Source organism: Rhizobium sp. rho-13.1, from assembly GCF_007000305.1.
In the GTDB taxonomy this organism is placed as follows: Bacteria; Pseudomonadota; Alphaproteobacteria; order Rhizobiales; family Rhizobiaceae; genus Rhizobium; species Rhizobium rhododendri.
Map to the genome: position 1 here is coordinate 49,584 of NZ_SCFL01000008.1, position 23,439 is coordinate 73,022.

20 protein-coding genes are annotated in these 23,439 nt (G+C 60.6%); 13 read left to right on the forward strand and 7 right to left on the reverse strand.

Annotated features, from left to right (window positions below):
- Nucleotides 1–39 precede the first annotated feature (39 nt).
- The 3 genes from EQW76_RS18680 to EQW76_RS18690 are packed head-to-tail and all read left to right on the forward strand — an operon-like array spanning nucleotide 40 to nucleotide 4,829.
- On the forward strand, nucleotides 40–1,986 hold the full coding sequence (locus tag EQW76_RS18680; RefSeq protein WP_142830349.1) for a PrkA family serine protein kinase: 1,947 nt from the start codon (nucleotides 40–42) through the stop codon (nucleotides 1,984–1,986).
- Nucleotides 1,987–2,010: 24 nt separating this feature from the next.
- Nucleotides 2,011–3,282, forward strand: coding sequence for a YeaH/YhbH family protein (locus EQW76_RS18685; RefSeq protein WP_142830350.1), 1,272 nt, complete (start codon nucleotides 2,011–2,013; stop codon nucleotides 3,280–3,282).
- Between the two features lie 2 nt (nucleotides 3,283–3,284).
- Nucleotides 3,285–4,829 carry a SpoVR family protein gene (locus EQW76_RS18690; protein WP_143123056.1) on the forward strand — a complete coding sequence of 515 codons (1,545 nt, stop codon included), beginning with the start codon at nucleotides 3,285–3,287 and terminating at the stop codon, nucleotides 4,827–4,829.
- A gap of 17 nt (nucleotides 4,830–4,846) precedes the next feature.
- On the opposite strand, the gene EQW76_RS18695 is transcribed toward EQW76_RS18690, so the two are convergent.
- Nucleotides 4,847–6,295 (reverse strand): DHA2 family efflux MFS transporter permease subunit, encoded by a 1,449-nt coding sequence (locus EQW76_RS18695; protein WP_143123057.1) that lies wholly within the window; start codon nucleotides 6,293–6,295, stop codon nucleotides 4,847–4,849.
- Between the two features lie 475 nt (nucleotides 6,296–6,770).
- On the opposite strand from EQW76_RS18695, the gene EQW76_RS18700 reads away from it, so the two are divergent.
- Nucleotides 6,771–6,983: a KTSC domain-containing protein gene (locus EQW76_RS18700; protein WP_111218920.1), complete on the forward strand. Its 213-nt coding sequence runs from the start codon at nucleotides 6,771–6,773 to the stop codon at nucleotides 6,981–6,983.
- A 101-nt stretch (nucleotides 6,984–7,084) separates the two neighbouring features.
- Here the strand turns inward: EQW76_RS18700 and EQW76_RS18705 are convergent, their stop codons facing one another.
- The 6 genes from EQW76_RS18705 to EQW76_RS18730 all read right to left on the reverse strand — a co-directional run bounded on the left by EQW76_RS18705 (nucleotide 7,085) and on the right by EQW76_RS18730 (nucleotide 13,416).
- Nucleotides 7,085–8,410 (reverse strand): UDP-glucose/GDP-mannose dehydrogenase family protein, encoded by a 1,326-nt coding sequence (locus EQW76_RS18705; protein WP_111218918.1) that lies wholly within the window; start codon nucleotides 8,408–8,410, stop codon nucleotides 7,085–7,087.
- Between the two features lie 304 nt (nucleotides 8,411–8,714).
- A complete protein-coding gene (locus EQW76_RS18710) occupies nucleotides 8,715–9,533 on the reverse strand; it encodes a DUF6030 family protein (RefSeq protein WP_142830356.1) in 819 nt (272 codons plus the stop codon).
- 170 nt (nucleotides 9,534–9,703) lie between these two features.
- Entirely contained in the window at nucleotides 9,704–10,432 is a 729-nt protein-coding gene (locus EQW76_RS18715; protein ID WP_142830358.1) for a copper homeostasis protein CutC, read from the reverse strand.
- Nucleotides 10,404–11,330 carry an ROK family protein gene (locus EQW76_RS18720; protein WP_142830360.1) on the reverse strand — a complete coding sequence of 309 codons (927 nt, stop codon included), beginning with the start codon at nucleotides 11,328–11,330 and terminating at the stop codon, nucleotides 10,404–10,406. The genes EQW76_RS18715 and EQW76_RS18720 overlap by 29 nt, the downstream gene beginning before the upstream one ends.
- Nucleotides 11,331–11,392: 62 nt before the next feature.
- Nucleotides 11,393–12,757: an ATP-binding protein gene (locus EQW76_RS18725; RefSeq protein ID WP_142830362.1), complete on the reverse strand. Its 1,365-nt coding sequence runs from the start codon at nucleotides 12,755–12,757 to the stop codon at nucleotides 11,393–11,395.
- Nucleotides 12,757–13,416 (reverse strand): response regulator, encoded by a 660-nt coding sequence (locus EQW76_RS18730; protein WP_142830364.1) that lies wholly within the window; start codon nucleotides 13,414–13,416, stop codon nucleotides 12,757–12,759. Before EQW76_RS18730 ends, EQW76_RS18725 begins: the two co-directional genes overlap by 1 nt.
- A gap of 232 nt (nucleotides 13,417–13,648) precedes the next feature.
- Between EQW76_RS18730 and EQW76_RS18735 the strand changes: the two genes are divergently transcribed.
- The 9 genes from EQW76_RS18735 to EQW76_RS18775 all read left to right on the forward strand — a co-directional run bounded on the left by EQW76_RS18735 (nucleotide 13,649) and on the right by EQW76_RS18775 (nucleotide 23,413).
- Nucleotides 13,649–14,104 carry an RbsD/FucU family protein gene (locus tag EQW76_RS18735; protein ID WP_142830366.1) on the forward strand — a complete coding sequence of 152 codons (456 nt, stop codon included), beginning with the start codon at nucleotides 13,649–13,651 and terminating at the stop codon, nucleotides 14,102–14,104.
- A gap of 89 nt (nucleotides 14,105–14,193) precedes the next feature.
- Nucleotides 14,194–15,147, forward strand: coding sequence for a sugar-binding transcriptional regulator (locus EQW76_RS18740; protein ID WP_142830368.1), 954 nt, complete (start codon nucleotides 14,194–14,196; stop codon nucleotides 15,145–15,147).
- 145 nt (nucleotides 15,148–15,292) lie between these two features.
- The gene (locus tag EQW76_RS18745; protein WP_142830370.1) at nucleotides 15,293–16,603 is read left to right on the forward strand and encodes a sugar ABC transporter substrate-binding protein; all 1,311 of its coding nucleotides are present in this window, start codon (nucleotides 15,293–15,295) and stop codon (nucleotides 16,601–16,603) included.
- Between the two features lie 145 nt (nucleotides 16,604–16,748).
- The gene (locus EQW76_RS18750) at nucleotides 16,749–17,621 is read left to right on the forward strand and encodes a sugar ABC transporter permease (protein ID WP_142830372.1); all 873 of its coding nucleotides are present in this window, start codon (nucleotides 16,749–16,751) and stop codon (nucleotides 17,619–17,621) included.
- A gap of 1 nt (nucleotide 17,622) precedes the next feature.
- Nucleotides 17,623–18,453, forward strand: a complete 831-nt coding sequence (locus tag EQW76_RS18755; RefSeq protein ID WP_142830374.1) for a carbohydrate ABC transporter permease — start codon at nucleotides 17,623–17,625, stop codon at nucleotides 18,451–18,453.
- Between the two features lie 18 nt (nucleotides 18,454–18,471).
- Nucleotides 18,472–19,476 carry an ABC transporter ATP-binding protein gene (locus EQW76_RS18760; RefSeq protein WP_142830375.1) on the forward strand — a complete coding sequence of 335 codons (1,005 nt, stop codon included), beginning with the start codon at nucleotides 18,472–18,474 and terminating at the stop codon, nucleotides 19,474–19,476.
- Between the two features lie 122 nt (nucleotides 19,477–19,598).
- Nucleotides 19,599–21,080, forward strand: coding sequence for a mannitol dehydrogenase family protein (locus EQW76_RS18765; RefSeq protein ID WP_142830557.1), 1,482 nt, complete (start codon nucleotides 19,599–19,601; stop codon nucleotides 21,078–21,080).
- A gap of 57 nt (nucleotides 21,081–21,137) precedes the next feature.
- The gene (locus EQW76_RS18770; protein WP_142830377.1) at nucleotides 21,138–21,830 is read left to right on the forward strand and encodes an HAD family hydrolase; all 693 of its coding nucleotides are present in this window, start codon (nucleotides 21,138–21,140) and stop codon (nucleotides 21,828–21,830) included.
- Nucleotides 21,830–23,413, forward strand: coding sequence for an FGGY-family carbohydrate kinase (locus EQW76_RS18775; RefSeq protein WP_142830379.1), 1,584 nt, complete (start codon nucleotides 21,830–21,832; stop codon nucleotides 23,411–23,413). The genes EQW76_RS18770 and EQW76_RS18775 overlap by 1 nt, the downstream gene beginning before the upstream one ends.
- Nucleotides 23,414–23,439: the final 26 nt, after the last annotated feature.

The window sequence follows — 23,439 nt, forward strand, 5'->3', positions numbered from 1 at the left end:
GACCAGGCGTATTTGCAATAGCAACCTCGATGAGGCGCCATGTACAACACGGATGTACTATTCAACACCTTCGCCCGTTCCTTTGAAGCGCGGCGCGAAGTCGAGATGTCTTTCTCTGAATACCTGGAAGCCTGCAAGGGCGAACCACTGATGTATGCCAATGCGGCAGAGCGACTACTTGCCGCGATGGGTGAACCACAGTTTGTAGACACGTCGAGGGACTCCCGCCTTGGGCGTATCTTCCTGAACCGCACCATCCGGACCTATCCCGCCTTCGAGGGCTTCTACGGGATGGAAGAGACGATCGAGCGAATCGTCGCCTTCTTCCGCCATGCGGCGCAAGGGTTGGAAGAGCGCAAGCAGATCCTCTACCTGCTCGGCCCTGTCGGTGGCGGCAAGTCGTCGCTGGCCGAACGGCTGAAGGCGCTGATGGAGGTCCATCCCATTTACGTGCTGAAGGCCGGCAACGAACTCAGCCCGGTTTTCGAAAGCCCGCTCAGCCTGTTCGATCCGGCTGCGATGGGCGACATGCTGCAGGAACGCTACGGTATTCCGAAGCGAAGGCTGACAGGGCTGATGAGCCCCTGGTGCCTGAAGCGGCTGGAAGAATTCGGCGGCGATATCTCGCGCTTCAAGGTGGTGAAGATGCAGCCGTCGCGGCTGCGCCAGATCGCCATCGCCAAGACCGAGCCTGGCGACGAGAACAACCAGGATATCTCCTCGCTCGTCGGCAAGGTCGATATCCGCAAGCTCGAGAGCCTCGCCCAGAGCGATGCCGACGCCTACAGCTATTCCGGCGGCCTCAACCGCGCCAACCAGGGCGTGCTTGAATTTGTTGAAATGTTCAAGGCGCCGATCAAGATGCTGCATCCGCTGCTGACGGCGACGCAGGAGGGCAATTACATTGGCACCGAGAATATCGGCGCCATCCCGTTCTCAGGCGTCATTCTGGCCCACTCCAACGAGGCGGAGTGGCAGACCTTCAAGGCCAACAAGAACAACGAGGCCTTCATCGATCGTATCTGCGTCGTTAAGGTGCCCTATTGCCTGCGGGTCACGGAAGAGCAGAAGATCTACGAGAAGCTGATCGAGGAGTCCGAGCTTAGCCAGGCGCCTTGCGCGCCGTCGACGCTGGAAACCCTGGCGCGCTTCACGGTTCTGTCGCGGCTGACGCGGCATGAAAACTCGACGCCGTTTTCCAAGCTTCGCGTCTACGATGGCGAGAGCGTCAAGGAAACGGACCCCCGGGCCCGCAGCGTGCAGGAATATCGGGACACAGCCGGCGTCGACGAGGGCATGGACGGCGTCTCGACGCGCTTTGCCTTCAAGGTTCTGGCGGCGACGTTCAACCACGATACGACAGAGATCGCGGCCGACCCGGTGCATCTGATGTATGTCATCGAACAGTCGATCCGGCGGGAGCAACTGCCGGCCGAGGTCGAGAAGCAGTATATGGAGTATATCAAAGGGGAGCTGGCGCCGCGCTACGCGGAATTCATCGGACACGAGATCCAAAAGGCCTATCTCGAATCCTATGGCGACTACGGCCAGAACCTTTTCGACCGCTATGTGGACTATGCCGATGCCTGGATCGAGGATGTCGATTTCAAGGATCCGGATACCGGCCAGATGCTGGACAGGGATCTGCTCAACCAGGAACTGACCAAGATCGAAAAGCCTGCCGGGATCGCCAACCCGAAAGATTTCCGCAACGAGGTGGTAAAATTCTGCCTGCGGTCGCGGGCGAGCAATGGCGGCAAGAATCCATCCTGGACGAGTTACGAGAAAATCCGCGAAGTCATCGAAAAGCGGATGTTCAGCCAGGTGGAAGACCTGCTGCCGGTGATTTCCTTCGGCTCGAAGAAGGACGGCGACACGGAGAAGAAGCATGGGCAATTCGTCGAGCGCATGACTTCGCGCGGCTATACGGAGCGCCAGGTTCGCCGGTTGGTAGAGTGGTACATGCGCGTCAAACAGGCAGGCTAGACTAGTCCCAACAGAGGAGTAGGAATGCACATTGTTGACCGGCGCCTGAATCCAGGCGGCAAGAGTCTCGAAAATCGCCAGCGCTTCCTGCGACGAGCAAAGGCGCTGGTGCAGAAAGCGGTCTACGAGACCTCGCAAAGCCGCGGTATTCAAGACGTTCTCAAAGGCGGCGAGATCAGTATTCCCCTTGGGGGCACTGAGGAGCCGCACTTCCGGAAAGGCCCGGCCGGCATCCACGAACACGTCCTGCCGGGCAACAAGACCTTCATCGAAGGCGATATTCTCTCCCGCCCGCCGGGCGGAAAAGGCAAGCCGCGCGACGGTGGCGATGGCAACGGCGAGGATGCCTTCCGCTTCGTCCTGACCCGCGACGAATTCCTCGACATCTTCCTCGACGACCTCGAGCTTCCGGATCTGGCCAAGAAAAAGCTCGCCACATCCGAACAGCCGAACCCGGTGCGGGCAGGCTATTCCGTAAACGGCTCTCCCTCCAATCTCGCCATCAACCGGACCATGAAGCGGGCCATGATGCGCCGCGTTGCGCTTAACCGGCCGAAGGCGGAGACGGTGGCCATGCTGCATGCCGAGATCGCCGATTGCGTAGACGAGGATCGGCGGCTGGCACTGGAGGCTGAAGTGTCGGCGCTGGAATCACGGGTGCGGCGCATTCCGTATATCGATCCGATCGACATTCGCTATCGGCGTTTCGAAAACGAGCCGAGGCCGGTCGCCCAGGCGGTGATGTTCTGCCTGATGGACGTCTCCGGCTCGATGTCCGAGCACATGAAGGATCTCGCCAAGCGCTTCTACATGCTGCTCTATATCTTCCTGACGAGGCAGTACAAGCGCGTCGAGATCGTCTTCATCCGCCATACCGACACGGCCGAGGAGGTCGACGAGGAAACATTCTTCCGCAGCCCCGCCACGGGCGGTACGCAGGTATCGAGCGCGCTGGATGCGATGCGACGGATCATGACCGAGCGTTTTCCACCGTCCGACTGGAACATCTATGCGGCGCAGGCATCCGATGGGGACAACGCCTATTCCGACAGCACCACGACAGCAGCTCTCATGCAGGACTGGATTCTGCCGGCGACGCAATATTTCGCCTATCTCGAAGTCGGCGAAGGGCGCAGCGGGGCGATTTCGTCCGGCTCGGCGGTCTGGCAGCTCTATGAGCGGATTTCGGCCGGCTGGCCGGTGCTGTCGATGCGCAAGGTCAGCGACCGCAGCCAGATCTACCCGGTATTCCATGATCTCTTTCAACGCCGCGCTGCGGAGACAAGGGCTGGCTGATAATGGCAAAGGCAATGAAGCGTCTCTACGACGGTGCCGACTGGGATTTCGCCGCGTTGCAGCGCATCCACGATGCCTGCCAGGACATCGCCGTCAACGAGCTTGGGCTGGATGTCTATCCTAACCAGATCGAGATCATCACTGCCGAGCAGATGCTCGATGTCTATTCCTCGATCGGCATGCCGCTCTTCTACAAGCACTGGTCGTTTGGCAAGCATTTCGCCCATCACGAGGCATTTTATCGCAAGGGCCTGCGTGGGCTAGCCTACGAGATCGTCATCAACAGCTCCCCTTGCATCTCATACCTGATGGAGGAGAACACCGCGACGATGCAGGCGCTGGTGATTGCGCATGCCGCCTTCGGCCACAACCATTTCTTCAAGAACAACTACCTTTTCAAGCTGTGGACAGACGCCGATGGCATCCTCGATTACCTGAATTTCGCCAAGGGCTATATTGCCAATTGCGAGGAACGCTACGGGCATGCGGCCGTGGAGCGGACGCTCGATTCCGCCCATGCACTGATGTCGCACGGCGTGCACCGCTATGCCGGCAAGAAGAAGCTCGATCTGCGGATGGAGGAGGTCCGGCTGCAGGAGCGGCGAGCGCATGACGAAAGCATCTTCAACGATCTCTGGCGAACCGTGCCGACCAAGGCCGGCAAGAGCGCACCGGATCTCAGCCTCGAGCGCCGGCAGGCAATCACCGGGCTGCCGCAGGAAAATATCCTCTATTTCCTCGAAAAGACAGCGCCCCGCCTGCAGCCGTGGCAACGGGAAATCCTCCGAATCGTCCGCCACGTGGCCCAGTATTTCTACCCGCAGGGTCAGACGAAGGTGATGAACGAGGGCACGGCGACCTATGTGCACTATGAGATCATGACACGTCTGCACGAGCGCGGCGGTATCGGCGACGGTGATTTTCTCGAGTTTCTGAAATCCCACACCAATGTGGTGTTCCAGCCGCAGTTCGATGACCAGCGTTATTCCGGCCTCAATCCCTATGCCATCGGCTTTGCGATGATGCAGGACATCGAACGTATCGTCACCAAGCCGGAGCAGGAGGATCGCGAATGGTTCCCGGAGATTGCCGGAACCGGAGATGCCCTGGCGGTGCTCCGCGATCTCTGGGCCAACTATCGCGACGAGAGCTTCATTGCCCAGTTTCTCAGCCCCAACCTTATGCGCAAGCTGCGGCTGTTCCACCTGACCGACGATCCGGCTGAGGAGGAAGGGATGCGGGTGGCGGCAATCCACGACGAGCGCGGCTATCGGCGCGTCCGGCGAGAACTCTCTCGGCAATACGACATCGGCTGGATCGATCCACATATCGAGGTCGTCGATGTCGACCTGCCCGGCGACCGTCGGCTGATCCTGCGGCACACGGTGATGAACGGCAGTCTGCTGGAGGAGGGCGACACCCGGAAGGTGCTGCAGCATCTGGCGGATCTCTGGAGCTACGATGTCGTGCTGCAGGAGATCGACAGGGCGGGTATCGTGCTAAAGGATCACCTGGTCAGTCCCCGCAAGGTTGCCGTGGCAGCCTGAATACCGTGTAACTCCGCTTAGTCCGGGGCTATTCTTCGCACATGGCCGCTGACCTGCTGGCCGTCTTCTGGTTTCAGCTGCAGGAAGCCGGGCAGGCCAAGCAGCGGAATGATAGCCATGACCAGAAAGACGATATGAAAGCTGCCGAGCGTCAGGGCGCCACTGCCCGCTGTGACGAGACCGAGCAGCATGGAGGCGATCGATACGCCGAAGCTGACGCTCAGCTGCTGCAGCACGCCCCCGAGGCTTGTGGCGCTGCTGAGCTGCGCTGCTGGCGTGTCCGAGTAGGAGAGCGTGTTCGACGTCATGAACTGTGCGGCCCGTGTCAGGCCGAAGACAAACACCCAGACGATAATCAGCCAATAGGGTGTCTGAAGCGTCATCAGTGAAAAGCCTGCGACTGTCAGCGAGCCTGCGACGGCGCTCCAGGTCAGCACCCGATCGAAGCCGAATGCCCGCAGCAGCCGTTGCGAGATCGGCCGGACCACGAGTGCGCTGAAGGCGCTGGCGAAGGTCAGCGAGCCCGAGACGATGGGGCTGACGCCAAAGCCGATCTGCAGCATCAGCGGCAGCAGAAAGGGCACGCCGTTCAATCCGACACGACAGATGCCTCCGGCAAGCGTACCGACGCGAAAAGAGCGCAGGCGAAACAGCGTCAGGTCGACAGCCGGCGCAGCCACGGCGCGCGCATATCGGACGAAAAAGACGAGCAGCAGCAAGGCGGCGACAAGGACGGCAATGATGGCCGGGACGGGAATGGCCGGCCGACCGATATTCTCGATGCCGTATTGCAGCAGCACCAGTCCGGAGCCGACCATCAGAAAGCCCGGAACGTCGAACCGTTTGGAGGTGTCGGCGTGGGTATCCTCGACGTAGCGCAGCGCCATGACGATGCCGATGATACCGAAGGGCACGTTGACGTAGAATATCCATCGCCAGGAGAGATAGGTCGTCAGGACGCCGCCGAGGATGGGGCCAACCAAAGGCCCGAGGATAGCTGGCAAGGTCATGTAGGTCATGGCAGTCACGAGCTGGCTGCGCGGAAAGCTGCGAATGAGGATGAGCCGGCCGACCGGCGTCATCATCGCCCCGCCGAAGCCCTGCAGGGCGCGCGTCGCGATCAGCATCGGGAAATTGACTGCCAGCCCGCAGAGCACCGAGCCGATAGTGAAGATCAGCAGCGACAGCGCAAAGATGCGGCGTGCACCGAATCGATCGGCAAACCAGCCGCTGACCGGAATGAACATCGCAAGCGTCAGGATATAGGCCGTGACCGCGAGGTTCATGGCGAGTGGCGTCACGGCAAGACTGTGGGACATGGCGGGAATAGCTGTGACGATGATCGTCGAATCCAGCTGTTCCATCAGGAAGGCGACGGCAACGACGGCCGGGATGATGAAGCGCAGTCGCGGATCGCGCTCGGTGGCGAACCCTGGGTCCGAGGGGGCGTTTTCAGTCTGTGTCATGCTGTTGATTCAGGCTTTCCGTCGCGGCTTGGCTCCGCATTTTCGGCGTCGGCGATGATGCACAAGGAGGAAGGGTGAATATCACCACCGCGCGCACGCGGCGCAAGAAAAACGCTGCAACGCAGGGGCGCGACCGATCAACTCTTGGCGAGCACTTCGTTTGCCGTAAAATTGCCCCAGCATAGCGAGAAATACGGTCTGTCGGGCTCTTCATAAGCGAGTTGGAGAGGCTGATTGCAGGATCTGCTTCCTGTAGCCTGAGCACTCATCTCGATAGTCGGAGACATTTCGCATCTCAAGGTTGTTAATCGTTATCCGCGAAGTGCAACTGTAAACATCGTTGATTATTTGTGAATTGCTATTATTATTAAATACTTAATATAAGCGGTAAAAGATACTAAGTTCGTCTGACCGGGATGTAGAAGCAGTGCCCATGCTCTGGTTTTTGATTTCTTGCAACTAAGGGAATTTTGGAATGGAACGCATTCAAATAAAATCGCGCCTCATTACGGCTGTTGCGTACGATCTGAAATCGTCGCGCATGGAAATCGAGTTTCACAATGGCAAAGTTGAGCCCTACAGCAACGTGCCGGAACAGATTTACCGCAATCTGATCTCGGCCGATTCTCCGGGCTCCTACTATCGCCACCACATACGCGAATCCAAACCTTATGTGAGTGTGAGATAAGCAGTAGACCTGCTGGCGTTGTTTCCAATGCTGCTTGGGTAACGCATAAAATAGGGGGCATAGCGCCAAGCTATGCCCCTTTTTTTGATTGCTGACAACGTTCAGTGCTGATCGTTGGTCTGGTTCGGCCGTCCGATGCTCGAATATTCGAAGCCGTGCTTTGTGATCTCGTCGCGGCGGTAGATATTTCTGAGGTCGACGAGCACAGGTGCGGCCATGACCCGCTTCAGGCGGGCAAAATCGAGCGCGCGGAACTGGTTCCATTCGGTGACGATGACGAGAGCGTCTGCGCCCTCGGCGGCGGTGTACGCATCGGCTGCGAACGTCATGCCCTCGATCAGACCGCGTGCGTTGTCCATGCCCTCCGGATCGTAACCGACCACCTTGGCGCCGGCATCCTGCAAGGTCTGGATGATCGAGATCGCAGGGCTGTCGCGCATGTCGTCGGTGTTGGGCTTGAAGGTCAGGCCGAGAACTGCGACGCTCTTGCCGCGAACGTCGCCACCAACAGCCGCGATCACCTTGCGACCCATGGCCCGCTTGCGGTTGTCGTTGATCGAGATGGTCGTTTCGATCAGCCGCACCGGGCTGTCATGGTCCTGTGCGGTCTTTGCCAGAGCCAGCGTGTCCTTCGGAAAGCAGGAGCCGCCATAGCCTGGGCCTGCATGCAGGAATTTGGCGCCGATGCGGCCATCGAGACCGATGCCGCGGGAGACTTCCTGGACATTGGCGCCGACTTTTTCGCAGAGATCGGCCATCTCGTTGATGAAGGTGATCTTCATGGCGAGGAAAGCGTTGGCGGCGTACTTGATCAGTTCGGACGTGCGGCGCGAGGTAAACAGCAGCGGCGCCTGGTTGAGGTAGAGCGGCCGGTAGACTTCGGTCATCACGGCGCGGGCACGATCGTCGTCGAGGCCGATGACGATGCGGTCCGGACGCTTGAAGTCCTCGATGGCGGCGCCTTCGCGCAGGAATTCGGGGTTGGACACGACGGCGATGTCAGCGTCCGGGTTGGTGTCGCGCATGATCCGCTCGACTTCATCGCCGGTGCCGACAGGGACAGTCGACTTGGTGACGATGACGGTGAAGCCCTTGACGTGGGTGGCGATCTCGCGGGCAGCAGCATAGACATAGGACAGGTCGGCATGGCCATCGCCACGGCGCGACGGGGTGCCGACGGCGATGAAGACGACATCGCTGGCGGCGACGCTTTCTGCCACTTCCGTCGAAAACGACAGGCGGCCGGAGCGGACATTTTCCGCCACGAGACTTTCGAGCCCCGGCTCGAAGATCGGGATCTCGCCGGCCCGCAAGGCTGCAATCTTCTTCTCGTCCTTGTCGACGCAGATGATGTCATGGCCGAAATCCGCAAAGCAGACGCCTGACACCAAACCCACATAACCAGACCCGATCATCGTGATACGCATCGATTTTCCTCTTTTTCAGACAACGCAAACGCGTTCTGTTGGTCGATTTGAAGTTGCTGACGTGGCCAGATTTCCGGCTCCTGCGTAATCGCTCAAGAAACAGATAAACTGATATGTCATCAGTTTCATGAATGATGCCAGAGCTTTACCGGCTGGCTTCACGCCTGCTACCTCATCGAAATCCCCTACGGAATGAACGGTGAAACGAACATGTAGAACGAGGCCATCTTAGTGCAATGGCAGTATGTTGCAACGCAGCAATTGCGTTGTCCTTGTTTGCACTCCGCTGCTGTACCAATTCGGATCACTTGCGCGCGATAATTTCGGGCAGCGGCAACCACTTGGACGTGTCGAAAAAATTGGCCGCGAGGATGCGGTCGCCGGTGGGTCTGTCGATGTCGAGGATGAGGTTGAAACGGCGCGGATCGGCGAACTCATGCGAGAATACAATCCTTGCGCCGAAGCTCGACTGTGTGACGTTCTCGAGCCTTCCAATGCGGTCCGTGGCATCGCTGAGGTCGCCCCAGCCGACAGCCTGGACGATGGCGTGGACCAAGCCCTGGAATTTTGCCTGCAGCTCCCGCCCGGCGGCAGTCTCGGGCAGGATCGCCTTGACCCGGATACTGCTGACCTCGCCTTTCGGCGTGCCGCGGACGATGACGAAGAGCGAAGGTTGTTCTTCTTCTGCTGTCTCCGACACCGGCGTCTGGTAGCTGCATTCGAATGTCGAATTGTCGATGACGCCCTGATGCCAAGGGCTGACGGGGAAGCCGGCTCGTGAGATTGCGTTGCAGGCCTTCTCGCCGGCGATTTTCCAGCGGCGTAGGAAAAAGCTGGGCGCGGAATTCAGGTTGGTAAAAAGCCGCGTCGCGACCGGTTTTACCACTGCAGGCGGGCTTGGCGGTGGCGCAAACGGCCGCGGGCCTTGTTTGGCTTGCGGTAGCTTCTTCGGCGGCATGACGGTTTCATATCCGAGCCAGCCGATATGGTAGCGGTCAGCCAGAAACCGCAAGTTCCGCCGGTCGTTGGCAAGCAGCGCGGTGGCGACGATGCCCGTCAGGATGAGGATCGCGGCCAGCCAGAAAACGATGCGGCTTTTCCGTCGCGGGGGTGAAACCGTCATTTCATGCTCTCTGCGAAATCACTGTCGAGACTCAAGCCGTGAAAGCATCGTTTTCGCGCAGCCGCAGTTCCCGACTTTCCGGAAGGGACGCTTTTACGCAACAGATGCATTCATGCCCTCTTTGTCGCCCAGTGGCAATCGGGCTTGCCATGTCGGCAACGCAGCCCGTCTTAGGCGACTAGCGCCTTCAGGGCGCGAACCACCGCGCCGTCCGTACGTCGCTCGAGCGCAGGCGCAAAGCCGAGGGAGACAAGCCGCGGGTCGCTGGATGCTGCGCTGGAAGAACAGGAGGCGTGGATGTCGGTGATCTTCAATCTCGGGATCAAGGTGCTCACGGTTTGCGGATTGATGCCGGAGCCAGGCATGATGGATATCCGGCCGGATGCAAGTGCTACCAGCGTTTCCAACGCCTCGACCCCATCCGGAGCCGCCACTTTTCCGCCCGAGGTCAAAATCCGCTCGAAACCGAGATCGATTGCGATTTCGACGGCGTCGCGCCAGTCGGGCACGAGGTCGAAGGCACGATGCAGCGTCAGGCCGAGACCTTCGGCGTGGCGGACGAGTTTGTCGAGGCTTTCGCGATCCAGCCGGCCATCGGGCAGGGAGGCACCTAGTACCACGCCGGCCAATCCAGCGCTGCGTGCGATGTCGATATCGCCGTACATCACCTCCATGTCCTCCGCGGACCAGACGAAGTTGCCGGGACGTGGTCGTATCATGGCATAACAAGGCAGTTGACGCTGGCCGGCTTCGCGCATCAGGCCGGCGCTCGGCGTCAGGCCGCCGATGGCAAGCGCGCTGCACAGTTCGATGCGATCCGCGCCGCCGTCGATGGCGGCGGCAAGGCCGGCGCTGTCCTCGATGCAGACCTCAAGCAACATGGCGGCGCTCCTCGACATCGCGCAGCCCGAGAATGGCGGCGCCGATCAGGCCGGGCTCGATGCGGCACTGGCTGCGGACGACGAGGGGGCGGTCGAATTTCCGCAGGATACGCTGGCGCACGGCTATATCCAGGCGCTCCAGCAGCGGCTCGACATTCGACAAACCGCCTGCCACGGGCACGATGGTGGCGCCTGTAATGTTGACTGTCAGGGCCAGGGGCGGCGCGACGAGATCGATGTAGACGTCGAGCGTTGCACTCGCCTTATCGTCGCCGCCGAGCCAAAAGCCGATGATTTCCTCGCTGGAAAGACTGGTGCCGTGGAGCAGCGCGTGCAGGCGTTCCATGCCCCGCGCGCCACCGATAGTGTCGACGCATCCGGTTTGGCCGCAGCCGCAAGGGTAGGCGGGAATGGCCACAGGCGGTGTGCCGGCAAAGGCCGCGACGATCGGTCCGTGGCCCCATTCGCCGGCAAAGCCGCCGGATGCATTAACCAGCCGCCCGTCGGCAACCAGTCCACCGCCGACCCCGGTGCCGAGGATGGCGCCGAAGACGATGCGGTGACCGCGACCCGCGCCGGAAAAGGCCTCTGCCATGGCAAAGCAATCGGCATCGTTGGCGATCAGCACGGGATAGCCGAGTGCCGTCTCCAGATCGCTACCAAGTTTGCGACCGTGGAGGCAGGGAATGTTGGCGCAGGTCAGCGTCTGCGTGTCCGGATCGACGACGCCGGCGATGGAGACGGCGATGCCATCAGGCTTTTCCGGGGCCTCGGCAATAATCTCGCGGAGCACCGTGACGAAGGCCTCGAAATCATGGCCGGGCGTAACCCGGCGCGGCAGCGTCGTAATGTCGGATTGGGAGCGGGCAAAACCGCCCTTGATGGCGGACCCGCCGATGTCAAAAGAAACGATCATCCGTCACTCGCTATGGCACTGAGACGACGTTGCTCGCATCCTTTTCCAGCCATTGCAAGAGATCAGCTTCCGGCCGGCGGTGTCAGGACGATGCGGGCCTCGAAGCCATCTGGCTGACCCGAGGCCGGCGACAGCAGGTCCAGTCGGCCGCCCATCTGTGTGACGATCTTGTCGGCAATCGCGAGGCCGAGGCCTGAGCCGGCGGCGCTCGTTTCCCCGCGACGGAACCGGCGCTTGAGGCCGGCGAGCTCCTCGGCCGCGACGACATTGCCGCCGTTGACGACGCTGACGGCATCTCCGGTGACAGAGATGGTGACGACCCCATCGTGCGGTCCGTGGACGAGTGCGTTTTCGATCAGGTTGCGGACGACGATGGCAAAGGCGTCGATGTCGACGCAGCGCGCGAGGGTCACCCCGGCTGCATAGTCTCGCGTGACGCGACCGGCGGTGTGACTGTCCCGGTCGTAGTCGCCGACGACAGCGTCAACGATGCGCGTCAGATCCAGCGGCTTGTCGGATGCGCCGATCCCGGCTTCGGCACGCGCCAGCTGCAGCAGCTTTTCTGCAAGGCGTCCGAGATTGGCGAGCGCCGTCTCGATGCGTCCGGCCCTGACGGTCAAGGGACCCTCGGGCAGTTCGGCGATCAATCGTTGTGTCTGCGCCAGCGCACCGGCTATCGGCGTGCGCAGCTCGTGGGCGCTGTTCGCGGTAAATTCCCGCTCGGCTTCCAGTGCCGACCGCAGCCTTCCGAGCAGCAGGTTGACGGAACGGGCAATCGGCCGCAGTTCGCGGGGGAGTGTATCGCCTTCGACTGCCGCCATATTGCCGCTGTCCTTGGTGCCAATCTCGTCGCGCAGGCGGTCGATGGGCGCCAGCGAGCGGCTGACGATGAACTGGATCAGCAGTATGCTCGTCGGTATCAGCAGCAGCAGCGGCCAGAGCAGCGCCACGGTGCCTTCGCGCAGGGCCTCGCGACGGTTTCGGAAGGCATCGGCTACATGCAGGAACAAGGTGCCGTTGAGCGCCGATTCTGTGTAGATCTTGTGCTTCGGCGTGTCGTGAAAACCGACCTTCAGGGGTACGTCATAGGGCGTGGCCGGCGCTTCCTGTGAGTGGATGATGACCTTGCCACTGGAATCGATGACCTGATAGGTGAGATATTCCTTGTTCAGGCCCTGCTGCACGGCCTGCAAAGCCTGGGGATCGGTGGCGCCGTCGCGCTGGGCGAGGTCGTCGAGCACGAGCGGCATCAGTCTTTCCGCTGTTTCCTGCAGCGTTCCGTCGAAGATTTCGGCAAATTCCCGGTTCATCACATAGGCGCCCAGGCCCACCGCGATCAGCCAGAAGAGCACGACGAGCCCTGTGAGCGTGGTGATCAGCCGACGGGTGATGCTGATGCGGCTGAGGCGGCCGAGTGTCTCCGGCATTATCGTTCTCCGAGCGAGTAGCCGACGCCGCGCGCCGTGCGGATGCGGTCCCGGCCGATCTTCTTGCGCAGCCGGCTGACATAGACCTCGACAGTGTTGCTCTCGATTTCGGAGCCGAAGGCATAGAGCGCCTCCTCGACCTGGTCCTTGGAGACCATGGCGCCGGGGCGGGCGACCAGCAGGTCGAGAACCGCCCATTCGCGGCCGGTCAGCACGACGTCCTTGCCCGATACGATAAGGCGGCGCTGCGTCTGGTCAACTTCGAGGTCGCCGATCTTGAGCATCGGCTGCGGACTGCCTGAGTAACGCCGGGCAACCGCCATGATGCGCGCGGAGAGTTCGCCCAGATTGAAGGGCTTGACCAGATAGTCGTCGGCGCCGCTGTTCAGACCCTCTATCCGGTCTGAAATCTGGTCACGTGCCGTCAGGATGATGACCGGTGTCTCCTTGGCATTCTTGCGGAGTGTCTTCAGAAAATCGATACCAGTGCCATCCGGCAATTGCAGATCGAGAAGTATGAGGCCGTAGTGAACCGAGTTCGCCGCGCTTTCGGCATCTCCGAGGTTTCTCACCCAGTCGACGGCATGGACGCTCGCGGCAATGTGGTCGCGTACAGCGCTGCCGAGGGTATCGTCGTCTTCGACCAGGAGAATTCTCACAATTGCCTCGCAACGCTCGGGGATGTCTGTCCTAATATGGCGGGAGCTATGCGGTCAATCGGGGCTTAAATAAGCCGTGTATCAAGCTGGCGTCGGCGCTTCGCTTGCGGACGCGCATCCACGGCGTCTCTGGACAGACTGCGGCGTCGCGTTTACTTGTCTGCTGCGCAAAGTGCGGGGTCTCCCGCCACCAATGCGAATTCTGAAAGAAGTGCCTGGAGGAGGCTTTATCATGCTCAAGGGAATTTCACCTGCTCTCAATGCCGACGTGTTGCACGCGCTGGCCTCCATGGGCCATGGCGACATGCTTGTCATCGTCGATACCAACTTCCCGGCTGAGTCGGTGGCGCTCGAAACGAGCCTTGGCCATCTGCTGCGGATTGATAACGTCACCTCTCCACAGGCTGCTGCCGCCATCCTGTCGCTGATGCCGCTCGATACGTTCATCGACGACGCAGCCACCCGCATGGAAGTGGTCGGCTCCCCGGATGAACTGCCGGCCGTTCAGGTCGAGATGCAGGCAGAGATCGATCGCGCCGAAGGCAAGCACTGGCCGCTTGTGCCGGTCGAGCGTTTCGCGTTCTATGAGCGTGCGAAGAGCGCCTATTGCGTCATCCAGACAGGCGAGCGCCGGTTTTACGGCTGCTTCACCCTGACCAAGGGCGTCATTCCGCCCGACGCAGCGTAAGGTTCGCGTCGTCACAATCGTGCCTCTGGCTGCAGCGATGTTCGACCCGATGTCGGGGATGTTGCGGCCAGCGCCACAGAAGGGACAGGATGGCCAGGAAGTCGGAAACCCAGGGCAGGCTCGATGACGCGGCAAGAGCCGGGTGGTTGTACTATGTCGCCGGCCGGACCCAGGACGAGATCGCCGGGGCCATGGGGATTTCGCGGCAATCGGCACAGAGGCTTGTGTCGCTCGCGGTTGCCGAAAGGCTGATCAAGGTCCGCCTCGACCATCCAATCGCCGCCTGCCTGCAGCTGGCCGAGGATCTGCGCCGGAAATTCAGCCTCTCCCATGTCGAGGTGGTGCCGAGCGATCCCGGATCGACGTCGACGACTGTCGGCATCGCGGAGGCCGCCGCCGCCGAGATCGAACGCTGGCTCAAGCGACCGGAGCCCATCGTGCTTGCCATCGGCACCGGGCGCACGCTGAAGGCTGCCGTCGACCAGTTGCCCTCCATCGATTGCACGCAGCATCGGATCGTTTCGCTCACCGGCAACATCGGTCCGGACGGCTCCGCTGCCTATTACAACGTCATCTTCAGCATGGCGGACGCGATCAAGGCCCGTCACTATCCCATGCCGTTGCCGGTTCTCGTATCGGCTGCTTCTGAGCGTGAGTTGTTGCACGCGCAGGCGCTGGTGCGCTCGACGCTCGATATCAGCGCCGTTGCCGATGTGACCTTTGTCGGGATCGGCGAGATGGGCGTCGACGCGCCACTCTGCGTCGACGGCTTTCTCGGCCGGGACGAAATGGTCGGGCTTGTCGCCAAAGGCGCGACCGGGGAGATCTGCGGCTGGATCTTCGACGGGGAGGGCAAATTGCTCGAAAACGCCGTCAACGAGCGTGTCGCCAGCGCGCCGATACCCAGCCGCGAAACATCGACCGTGATCGGAATTGCCAAGGGGCAACGCAAACTTGAGGCTATCAGAGCGGCGCTGACAGGCCGGCTGATCAACGGCCTGATTACGGATGAGGCGACTGCCGCATTCTTGATCGACGACTGAGGCAAATTTAACCCATTTTCTTCAACGACTTATTTTTTCGTTCGGCGTCGCAGCAACGATTAAGCATTGACAACTTGTCGCATGTTATGAGTAATTGCCCTCGAGCTAAGCGAATGCTCATATTTTCTCTTCTGGGAGGAAGATTATGAAATTGAAGACTCTACTCCTGAGCGCCTGCTCAGTGATGATGCTTGCCGGAATGGCGTCTGCAGAGACGCTAACCATTGCTACCGTCAACAACGGCGACATGGTCCGCATGCAGAAACTTACCGATGATTTCAAGACCAAGAACCCGGGCATCGACCTGCAGTGGGTGACGCTCGAAGAAAACATCCTCCGCCAGAAGGTCACGACCGACATTGCCACCAAAGGCGGTCAGTACGACGTTCTGACGATCGGTACCTATGAAGTTCCGATCTGGGCCAAGCAAGGCTGGCTGCAGCCGCTCGACAATCTCGGCGCCAGCTATGATGTGAATGACCTTCTTCCGGCCATCCGCAGCGGCCTGACCACGGATGGAAAGCTCTATGCTGCGCCATTCTATGGCGAAAGCTCGATGGTCATGTATCGCAAGGACCTTTTCGACAAGGCCGGCCTGAAGATGCCTGATGCCCCGACCTGGGACTTCATCGCAGACGCAGCCAAGAAGATCACCGACAAGAAAGACGAAGTCTACGGCATTTGCCTTCGCGGCAAGGCCGGCTGGGGCGAGAACATGGCTTTCCTGACAGCCATGTCCAACTCCTTCGGCGCACGCTGGTTCGACGAAAAGTGGACTGCACAGTTCGATCAGCCTGAGTGGAAGAAGACCCTCGACTTCTACGTGAAGATGCTGAAGGAAGACGGACCTCCAGGTGCTTCTTCGAATGGCTTCAACGAAAACCTCGCCCTGTTCCAGACCGGCAAATGCGGTATGTGGATCGACGCCACGGTTGCTGCTTCCTTCGTTTCCGATCCGAAGCAGTCCAAGGTTGCCGACAAGGTCGGTTTCGCACTTGCTCCTGACAACGGTCTCGGCAAGCGCGGCAACTGGCTCTGGGCCTGGAATCTCGCCATCCCGGCCGGTTCCAAGAAGATCGAAGCTGCCGAGAAGTTCGTCGCCTGGGCAACCAGCAAGGAATACACCAACCTTGTTGCTCAGAAAGACGGCTGGCTGAACGCACCTCCCGGTACCCGCGCTTCGCTCTATGCGAATGCCGATTACCAGAAGGCTGCTCCTTTCGCGAAGATGACGCTGGACAGCATCAACTCCGCCGATCCGACGAAGCCGACTGTCAAGCCGGTTCCTTATGTCGGCGTTCAGTTCGTCGCTATTCCTGAATTCCAGGGTATCGGCACTGCCGTTGGCCAGCAGTTCTCTGCAGCGCTTGCCGGCCAGGTCACTGTCGACCAGGCTCTCAAGAGTGCGCAGGCACTGACGACCCGCGAAATGAAGAAGGCCGGTTATCCCAAGTAAGATATCGGCTGGGCTAGGGAGTGGGGGCGCCTTGCGCGCCTCCCTCCTGTTCGCCGGCGATCGCCCCAAGCGTCACTTGGCGGCCTTTTAAAAATTCCGCTGTTGCGGCCACTCTCCCCGCTTCAAGACAAGATTGGTCCTTCCCATGGCGACCTTACAGACCCGTTCCGCTGCCCGCCTGATGATGGCGCCCTCCGTGATCCTGCTGTTCGCGTGGATGATCGTGCCGCTGGCAATGACGATCTATTTCTCGACGCTGAACTATAATCTGCTGATGCCGGGCGACCATCCATTCATCGGCTTTAGCAATTACGAGTACTTCCTCACCGATCCGGCCTTCCTGCAGGCGCTGATGAATACGCTGCTGCTGGTTGGCGGTGCGCTACTCATCACCATTGTCGGCGGCATTGCCTTCGCGCTGCTGCTGGACCAGCCGATGTTCGGCCAGGGGATCGTCCGTATCCTGGTGATCGCACCGTTCTTCGTCATGCCGACGGTGGCGGCGCTGATCTGGAAGAACATGTTCATGAACCCGGTGAACGGCCTTTTTGCCTATGCGGCAAAGGCTGTCGGGCTCCAGCCTTACGACTTTCTGGCCAACGCCCCCCTGGCCTCGGTGATCGTCATCGTCGCCTGGCAGTGGCTGCCGTTTGCGACGCTCATCATGCTGACAGCTCTCCAGTCGCTCGACGAAGAGCAGAAGGAAGCAGCCGAGATGGACGGTGCCGGCGTGGTGTCGAAATTCATCTACATCATCCTGCCGCACATGGCGCGCGCCATCACGGTGGTCATTCTCATCGAGACCATCTTCATGCTGTCGGTGTTTGCCGAAATCCTGGTTACCACCAATGGCGGCCCGGGCACGGACAGCACGAACCTGACCTATCTGGTCTATTCGCAGGCGCTGCTGCAGTTCGACATCGGTGGTGCATCGGCGGGCGGTATCGTCGCCGTCGTGCTGGCCAACATCGTCGCTATCTTCCTCGTCCGCATCGTCGGCAAGAATCTGGAGGCTTGAGATGGCTCGCAGCGTTTCCACCCGCCACAAGGTCATCGTCTCGGTCGTCGCCTGGGCGCTCGGCCTGCTGATCTTCTTCCCGATCCTCTGGACCTTCCTCACCAGCTTCAAGTCGGAAGGCGATGCCGTCGCCTCGCCGCCGCTGTTCCTGTTCTTCCACTGGACGACCGAGAACTATGTCGAGGTGCAGTCTCGCTCGGACTATTTCCTGCACTTCTCGAACTCGGTCATCATTGCCGTCGGATCGACCATCATCGGGCTGATCATCGCGGTTCCGGCCGCCTGGGCAATGGCGTTTTCGCCGACGAAGCGGACCAAGGACATCCTGATGTGGATGCTCTCGACCAAGATGATGCCGCCGGTCGGCGCCCTCATTCCGATCTATCTGCTCTTCCAGGCCACCGGCCTGCTGGACAGCCGCATCGGTCTCGTCGGCGTGCTGACACTCATCAACCTGCCGATCATCGTCTGGATGCTCTATACTTACTTCAAGGAAATTCCGGGTGAGATCCTGGAAGCAGCCCGCATGGACGGTGCCTCGCTGATGAAGGAAATCATCTACGTGCTGACGCCGATGGCAATACCGGGCATCGCCTCGACATTGCTGCTGAACGTCATCCTCGCCTGGAACGAGGCGTTCTGGACGCTCAATCTCACTGCTTCCAAGGCGGCGCCGCTGACGGCCTTCATCGCCTCCTACTCGAGCCCCGAAGGTCTGTTCTATGCAAAACTTTCGGCCGCCTCGACCATGGCGATTGCGCCGATCCTGATCCTCGGCTGGTTCAGCCAAAAGCAACTCGTTCGCGGCCTGACTTTTGGCGCGGTCAAATAAGATATCTGGGAGAGAGACATGGGCAGCATTACCCTTCAGAAGGTTTCGAAGGTCTTTGGCGAAGCCAAGGTCATCCCTTCCATCGACCTTGAAATCAAGGACGGCGAGTTCGTCGTTTTCGTCGGGCCGTCCGGTTGCGGAAAATCGACGCTGTTGCGGCTGATCGCCGGGCTGGAAGATGTGTCCGGCGGCAAGATCATCATCGACGGCAAGGACGGCACGAGCCTCGGACCATCCGAGCGCGGGCTTGCCATGGTGTTCCAGTCCTATGCGCTCTATCCGCATATGAGCGTGCGCAGCAACATCGCCTTCCCGCTGAAGATGGCCGGCATGTCGAAGGACGAGATCGACCGCAAGGTGAGCGAAGCCGCCCGCGTGCTGAACCTCACCGATTATCTGGACCGCAAGCCGCGCATGCTGTCTGGCGGCCAGCGCCAGCGCGTCGCCATCGGCCGTGCCATCGTGCGCCAGCCATCGGCCTTCCTGTTCGACGAGCCGCTTTCAAACCTCGATGCATCGCTGCGCGTCAACATGCGTCTCGAGATCAGCGAGTTGCACCAGCAGCTGAAGACCACAATGGTCTACGTGACCCACGACCAGGTCGAAGCCATGACCATGGCAGACAAAATCGTCGTCCTCAACCGCGGCAACATCGAGCAGGTCGGCTCGCCGATGGAGCTTTACAAGAACCCGGCAAATCTCTTCGTCGCCGGCTTCATCGGTTCGCCGAGGATGAATTTTGTCACCGGCGTCTATGCAGAGCCGTTCGGCGCGCCGACGGTTGGCGTTCGGCCCGAGCATATCGTGTTGTCGACCGAAAGCGGCGTTTGGCAGGGCAAGGTCACGGTTGCCGAGCATCTCGGCTCCGATACGTTCCTGCACGTCGATGTCGAAGGTATCGGCCACATCACGGCGCGTGGTACCGGTGAATTCCCGGTCAAGGCAGGCGAGATCGTCTACATGACCCCGGACCGCACCCGCATCCACAAGTTCGACGACAAGGGCCTGGCCATCGCCTCCTAGGCTGGCCACGCCGCACCCGCGACGAGCGATGACGCACGTCCCGGCGAGTGAGCCGGGGAAGCGCAGTGGCCGACGGGCGCAACGATAATACGGACCATCAGGACCTTTCGGAAGGACTTTCGATCATGACCAAACTCTCGCTGGCAACCCTGAAAGCCATTTCGGAAACGGCCGCCATCCCGGCCTATGACCGGTCTCAGCTGTCGGCCGGTATCGTCCATTTCGGCGTCGGCAATTTCCACCGTGCCCATCAGGCGGTTTATCTGGACGACCTGTTCACTGCGGGCCATGATCATGACTGGGCAATCGTCGGTGCGGGCATGTTGCCGTCCGACGCCAGCATGCGTGAAAAGCTTGCGGCGCAGGATTTTCTGACGACCGTTGTCGAGCAGGACAACAACTCGACGTCGGCGCGCGTCACAGGTCCGATGATCGACATCCTGCCAGTCGGCGATTCCGCGGCGATCATTGCAAAGCTCGCCGACCCGGCCATCCGTATCGTGTCCATGACCATTACCGAGGGCGGCTATTTCATCGATGCCTCGGGCAAGTTCAATCCGGCCCACCCGGCCATCATCGCCGACGGCCAGAATCCTGGCGAACCGAAGACGGTCTTCGGCCTGATCGTTGCCGGGCTGAAGGCGCGCAAGGACAAGGGCCTCGTCCCGTTCACCGTCATGTCCTGCGACAACATTCCGCACAATGGCGTGGTGGCGACCAACGCCGTCGTTGGCACTGCGCGGCTTTCGGACCCTGACCTTGCCGACTGGATCAAGGCCAACGTTGCCTTCCCGAATGCCATGGTCGACCGCATCACGCCGGCGACCGGGCAGCGCGAGATCGACCTGCTGAAGGATGTTTTCAGCATCGAGGACAACTGGCCAGTCTATTGCGAAGAATTCAAGCAGTGGGTACTCGAGGACAAGTTCACGGCTGGCCGCCCGGCGCTCGAAAAGGTCGGCGTCACCTTCGTGCCCGATGTCACGCCCTACGAGCACATGAAGATCCGCATCCTCAATGGCGGCCACGCAGCGATCGCCTATCCGGCGGCGCTGATGGACATCCATTTCGTCCATGATTCGATGGAAGATCCACTGATCCGGGCTTTTCTCGCTAAGCTCGAGAACGAGGAAATCATCCCGATCATCCCGCCTGTGCCAAACACCGACCTGAAGGACTATTTCGCGCTGATCGAGCACCGGCTGCTGAACCCGAAGATTGCCGATACCATTCCGCGCCTGGCGCAGGACGGCTCCAATCGCCAGCCGAAATTCATCCTGCCATCGACGCTCGATAATCTGGCGCAGGGCAGGGATATTGTCGGCCTGTCGCTGGTCTCCGCGCTGTGGTGCCGTTATTTCGCCGGCACGACGGACAGCGGCAAGGAAATCGTCTTCAACGATGCCAGTTCGGATCGACTGCACGCAGCGGCACTGAAGGCGAAGACAGATCCGGCGGCTTTCCTCGTTTTCGACGACATTTTCGGCGAGGTCGCCAAGTCCGAGCTTTTCCGCAAGCGTTTTGCGCACGCACTTAAGACGCTGTGGGAAAAGGGTACGCGCGAAACGCTGCAGCTTTACCTCGACAACAATCTGGCTGATTAAACATCGGCCGGCGTCCCGAGAGGCGCCGGCATCCCTTTGGATGAAGGTGGACCGGCAATGATTGACGCGGAAAACGGGCTTGTCATCTTCGACTGCGATGGCGTTCTCGTCGACAGCGAACCGCTCTCCATCGCCGTCGTCGTCCAGGCGATGCGGGACAGCGGGATCGAAATCGATGCTGAAGGTGCCTACCAGCGCTTTCTCGGCAAAAGCCTTGCAACCCTGATCGACACGTTGGATACGGAATTTAACGTTCAGGCCGACCAGGCTTTTCTCGATCGTATCCGTGAGGACCTTTACGCCCGGTTTCGCAGCGAGTTGCAGCCGATTACCGGTATTGGCGAAACTCTCGACAGGCTCGACATCAGGCGCTGCGTGGCATCGTCCAGCCAGCTGGAGCGGATCAAGCTGTCGCTCGGCCTGACAGGCCTCCTCGATCGGCTCGAGCCGCATATTTTCAGCGCCAGCATGGTCAAGCGCGGAAAGCCGGCGCCGGACCTGTTTCTCTATGCGGCGAAGCAGATGGGCGTCCCACCGGAAAACTGCATCGTCGTCGAGGATAGTCCTGCGGGCATCGTCGCTGCACGGGCCGCCGGAATGACGGTCTTTGCCTTCACCGGCGGAGCGCATGCCACCTCGGCCCATTACCGGGCGGAACTGGAGCGGTTGGCACCCGAAGTGGTGTTTGACGCCATGCCGGATTTGATACACCTTGTCCAAAAACACAGGACGGACAGGACCGGGACTTAATGCGTGATCATGTGATTGCGGTCGATATCGGCACGAGCAGCGCGCGCGCCGGCGTGTTCGATTCGCATGGGCGGATGCTGGGCAAGGGCGAGCATCCGATCCTCATGAACCGGCCGCAGGAAAATCATGCGGAACATAGCTCGGAGGATATCTGGTCGGCAGTCTGTGCTGCCGTCCGGGCTGCACGCTCCGCTTCCGGCGTGGCGGCAGACGCGATTGCCGGCATCGGCTTCGATGCCACTTGCTCGCTGGTGGTGCGCGACCGCGATGGCCAGCCGCTGACGGTATCGACCGGGGGCGAGGCGCGTTTCGACACCATCGTCTGGCTCGACCACCGCGCGCTGGCGGAAGCGGACCTCTGCACCGCCACGCAGCACCGGGTCATTGCCCATTCCGGCCATGTAATGTCGCCGGAAATGCAGATGCCGAAGCTGATGTGGCTGAAGAAGAACCTGCCGGAGAGCTGGGCACGAAGCGGCTACTTCTTCGATCTGGCGGATTTCATGACCTATAAGGCGACCGGATCGCTGGCTCGCTCGCGTTGCACGTTGACGGCGAAATGGAATTACCTGGCGCATCGCAGCCCCGGCTGGCAGCACGATTTTCTCGACCAGATCGGTCTCTCCGACCTCCTCGAGCGTGGACACCTGCCGGAGGAGACGGCGCCGGTCGGCTCGAGCATGGGCATGTTGGGCGTGGAGGCGGCGCAAGCCCTCGGGCTCGACAGCAGTTGCCGTGTATCCGCCGGGGTCATCGATGCCTATGCGGGCGCATTGGGCGCGCTTGCCGCGCATGTCGGCAAGCCGGAGGAACTAGAGCGACAACTCGCGCTGATCGCGGGAACGTCGAGCTGCGTCGTTGCCTTTTCCCGCGAAATGCCGGGCAGCACAGGCATGTGGGGCCCATATTTCGATGTTGTCTATCCTGACTGGTGGCTGGTCGAAGCAGGCCAGTCGGCAACCGGCGGGCTTCTGGACCATATCGTCCGGATGCACGCTGCCGGTGGCGCGCCGACCGCTGCCCTGCATGCCCAGATCGTCGCGAGGATCTTGGAGTTGCGTGATATTGAGGGTGCCGATTTCGGTGCCCGTATTCACGTTCTGCCTGATTTCCACGGCAACCGTTCGCCGCTTGCCGATCCGCATGCGGTTGGCGTCATCAGCGGCCTGACGCTCGATACTTCGTTTGACGGATTATGCCGGCTCTACTGGCGGACAAGCCTCGGCATTGCCCTTGGCATTCGCCATATCCTCGACAAGATGCGGGAACACGGGCACGTTCCGGACACACTGCATGTCGCAGGCGGGCATGTGAAGAACGCGGTGCTGATGGAACTCTATGCCGACGTCACCGGCTGCACGGTGATCATGCCGAAGATGAACGAAGCCGTGCTGCTTGGCACTGCAATTGCGGCCTCGGTCGCCTGTGGGATGCACGAGACGCTGGCAACGGCCGGGGCGGCGATGTATCCGGGCGGCAACGAGCGGGTGCCCGACGCCAGCAGAAAGGCCGGCTATGACCGGGAGTACAGACGGTTCCTGGCGATGATCCGCCATAGGGCTGAACTCGAAATGATGGATTAGAACATTTCAGCATCTCATGGTGATGC

What these genes read in the sequence shown, in the direction of transcription:
- EQW76_RS18680 (WP_142830349.1), top strand. Translation starts at nt 40, where the DNA reads ATGTACAACACGGATGTACTATTCAACACCTTCGCCCGTTCCTTTGAA.
- EQW76_RS18685 (WP_142830350.1), top strand. Translation starts at nt 2,011, where the DNA reads ATGCACATTGTTGACCGGCGCCTGAATCCAGGCGGCAAGAGTCTCGAA.
- EQW76_RS18690 (WP_143123056.1), top strand. Translation starts at nt 3,285, where the DNA reads ATGGCAAAGGCAATGAAGCGTCTCTACGACGGTGCCGACTGGGATTTC.
- EQW76_RS18695 (WP_143123057.1), bottom strand. Translation starts at nt 6,295, where the DNA reads ATGACACAGACTGAAAACGCCCCCTCGGACCCAGGGTTCGCCACCGAG.
- EQW76_RS18700 (WP_111218920.1), top strand. Translation starts at nt 6,771, where the DNA reads ATGGAACGCATTCAAATAAAATCGCGCCTCATTACGGCTGTTGCGTAC.
- EQW76_RS18705 (WP_111218918.1), bottom strand. Translation starts at nt 8,410, where the DNA reads ATGCGTATCACGATGATCGGGTCTGGTTATGTGGGTTTGGTGTCAGGC.
- EQW76_RS18710 (WP_142830356.1), bottom strand. Translation starts at nt 9,533, where the DNA reads ATGACGGTTTCACCCCCGCGACGGAAAAGCCGCATCGTTTTCTGGCTG.
- EQW76_RS18715 (WP_142830358.1), bottom strand. Translation starts at nt 10,432, where the DNA reads ATGTCGAGGAGCGCCGCCATGTTGCTTGAGGTCTGCATCGAGGACAGC.
- EQW76_RS18720 (WP_142830360.1), bottom strand. Translation starts at nt 11,330, where the DNA reads ATGATCGTTTCTTTTGACATCGGCGGGTCCGCCATCAAGGGCGGTTTT.
- EQW76_RS18725 (WP_142830362.1), bottom strand. Translation starts at nt 12,757, where the DNA reads ATGCCGGAGACACTCGGCCGCCTCAGCCGCATCAGCATCACCCGTCGG.
- EQW76_RS18735 (WP_142830366.1), top strand. Translation starts at nt 13,649, where the DNA reads ATGCTCAAGGGAATTTCACCTGCTCTCAATGCCGACGTGTTGCACGCG.
- EQW76_RS18740 (WP_142830368.1), top strand. Translation starts at nt 14,194, where the DNA reads ATGGCCAGGAAGTCGGAAACCCAGGGCAGGCTCGATGACGCGGCAAGA.
- EQW76_RS18745 (WP_142830370.1), top strand. Translation starts at nt 15,293, where the DNA reads ATGAAATTGAAGACTCTACTCCTGAGCGCCTGCTCAGTGATGATGCTT.
- EQW76_RS18750 (WP_142830372.1), top strand. Translation starts at nt 16,749, where the DNA reads ATGGCGACCTTACAGACCCGTTCCGCTGCCCGCCTGATGATGGCGCCC.
- EQW76_RS18755 (WP_142830374.1), top strand. Translation starts at nt 17,623, where the DNA reads ATGGCTCGCAGCGTTTCCACCCGCCACAAGGTCATCGTCTCGGTCGTC.
- EQW76_RS18760 (WP_142830375.1), top strand. Translation starts at nt 18,472, where the DNA reads ATGGGCAGCATTACCCTTCAGAAGGTTTCGAAGGTCTTTGGCGAAGCC.
- EQW76_RS18770 (WP_142830377.1), top strand. Translation starts at nt 21,138, where the DNA reads ATGATTGACGCGGAAAACGGGCTTGTCATCTTCGACTGCGATGGCGTT.
- EQW76_RS18775 (WP_142830379.1), top strand. Translation starts at nt 21,830, where the DNA reads ATGCGTGATCATGTGATTGCGGTCGATATCGGCACGAGCAGCGCGCGC.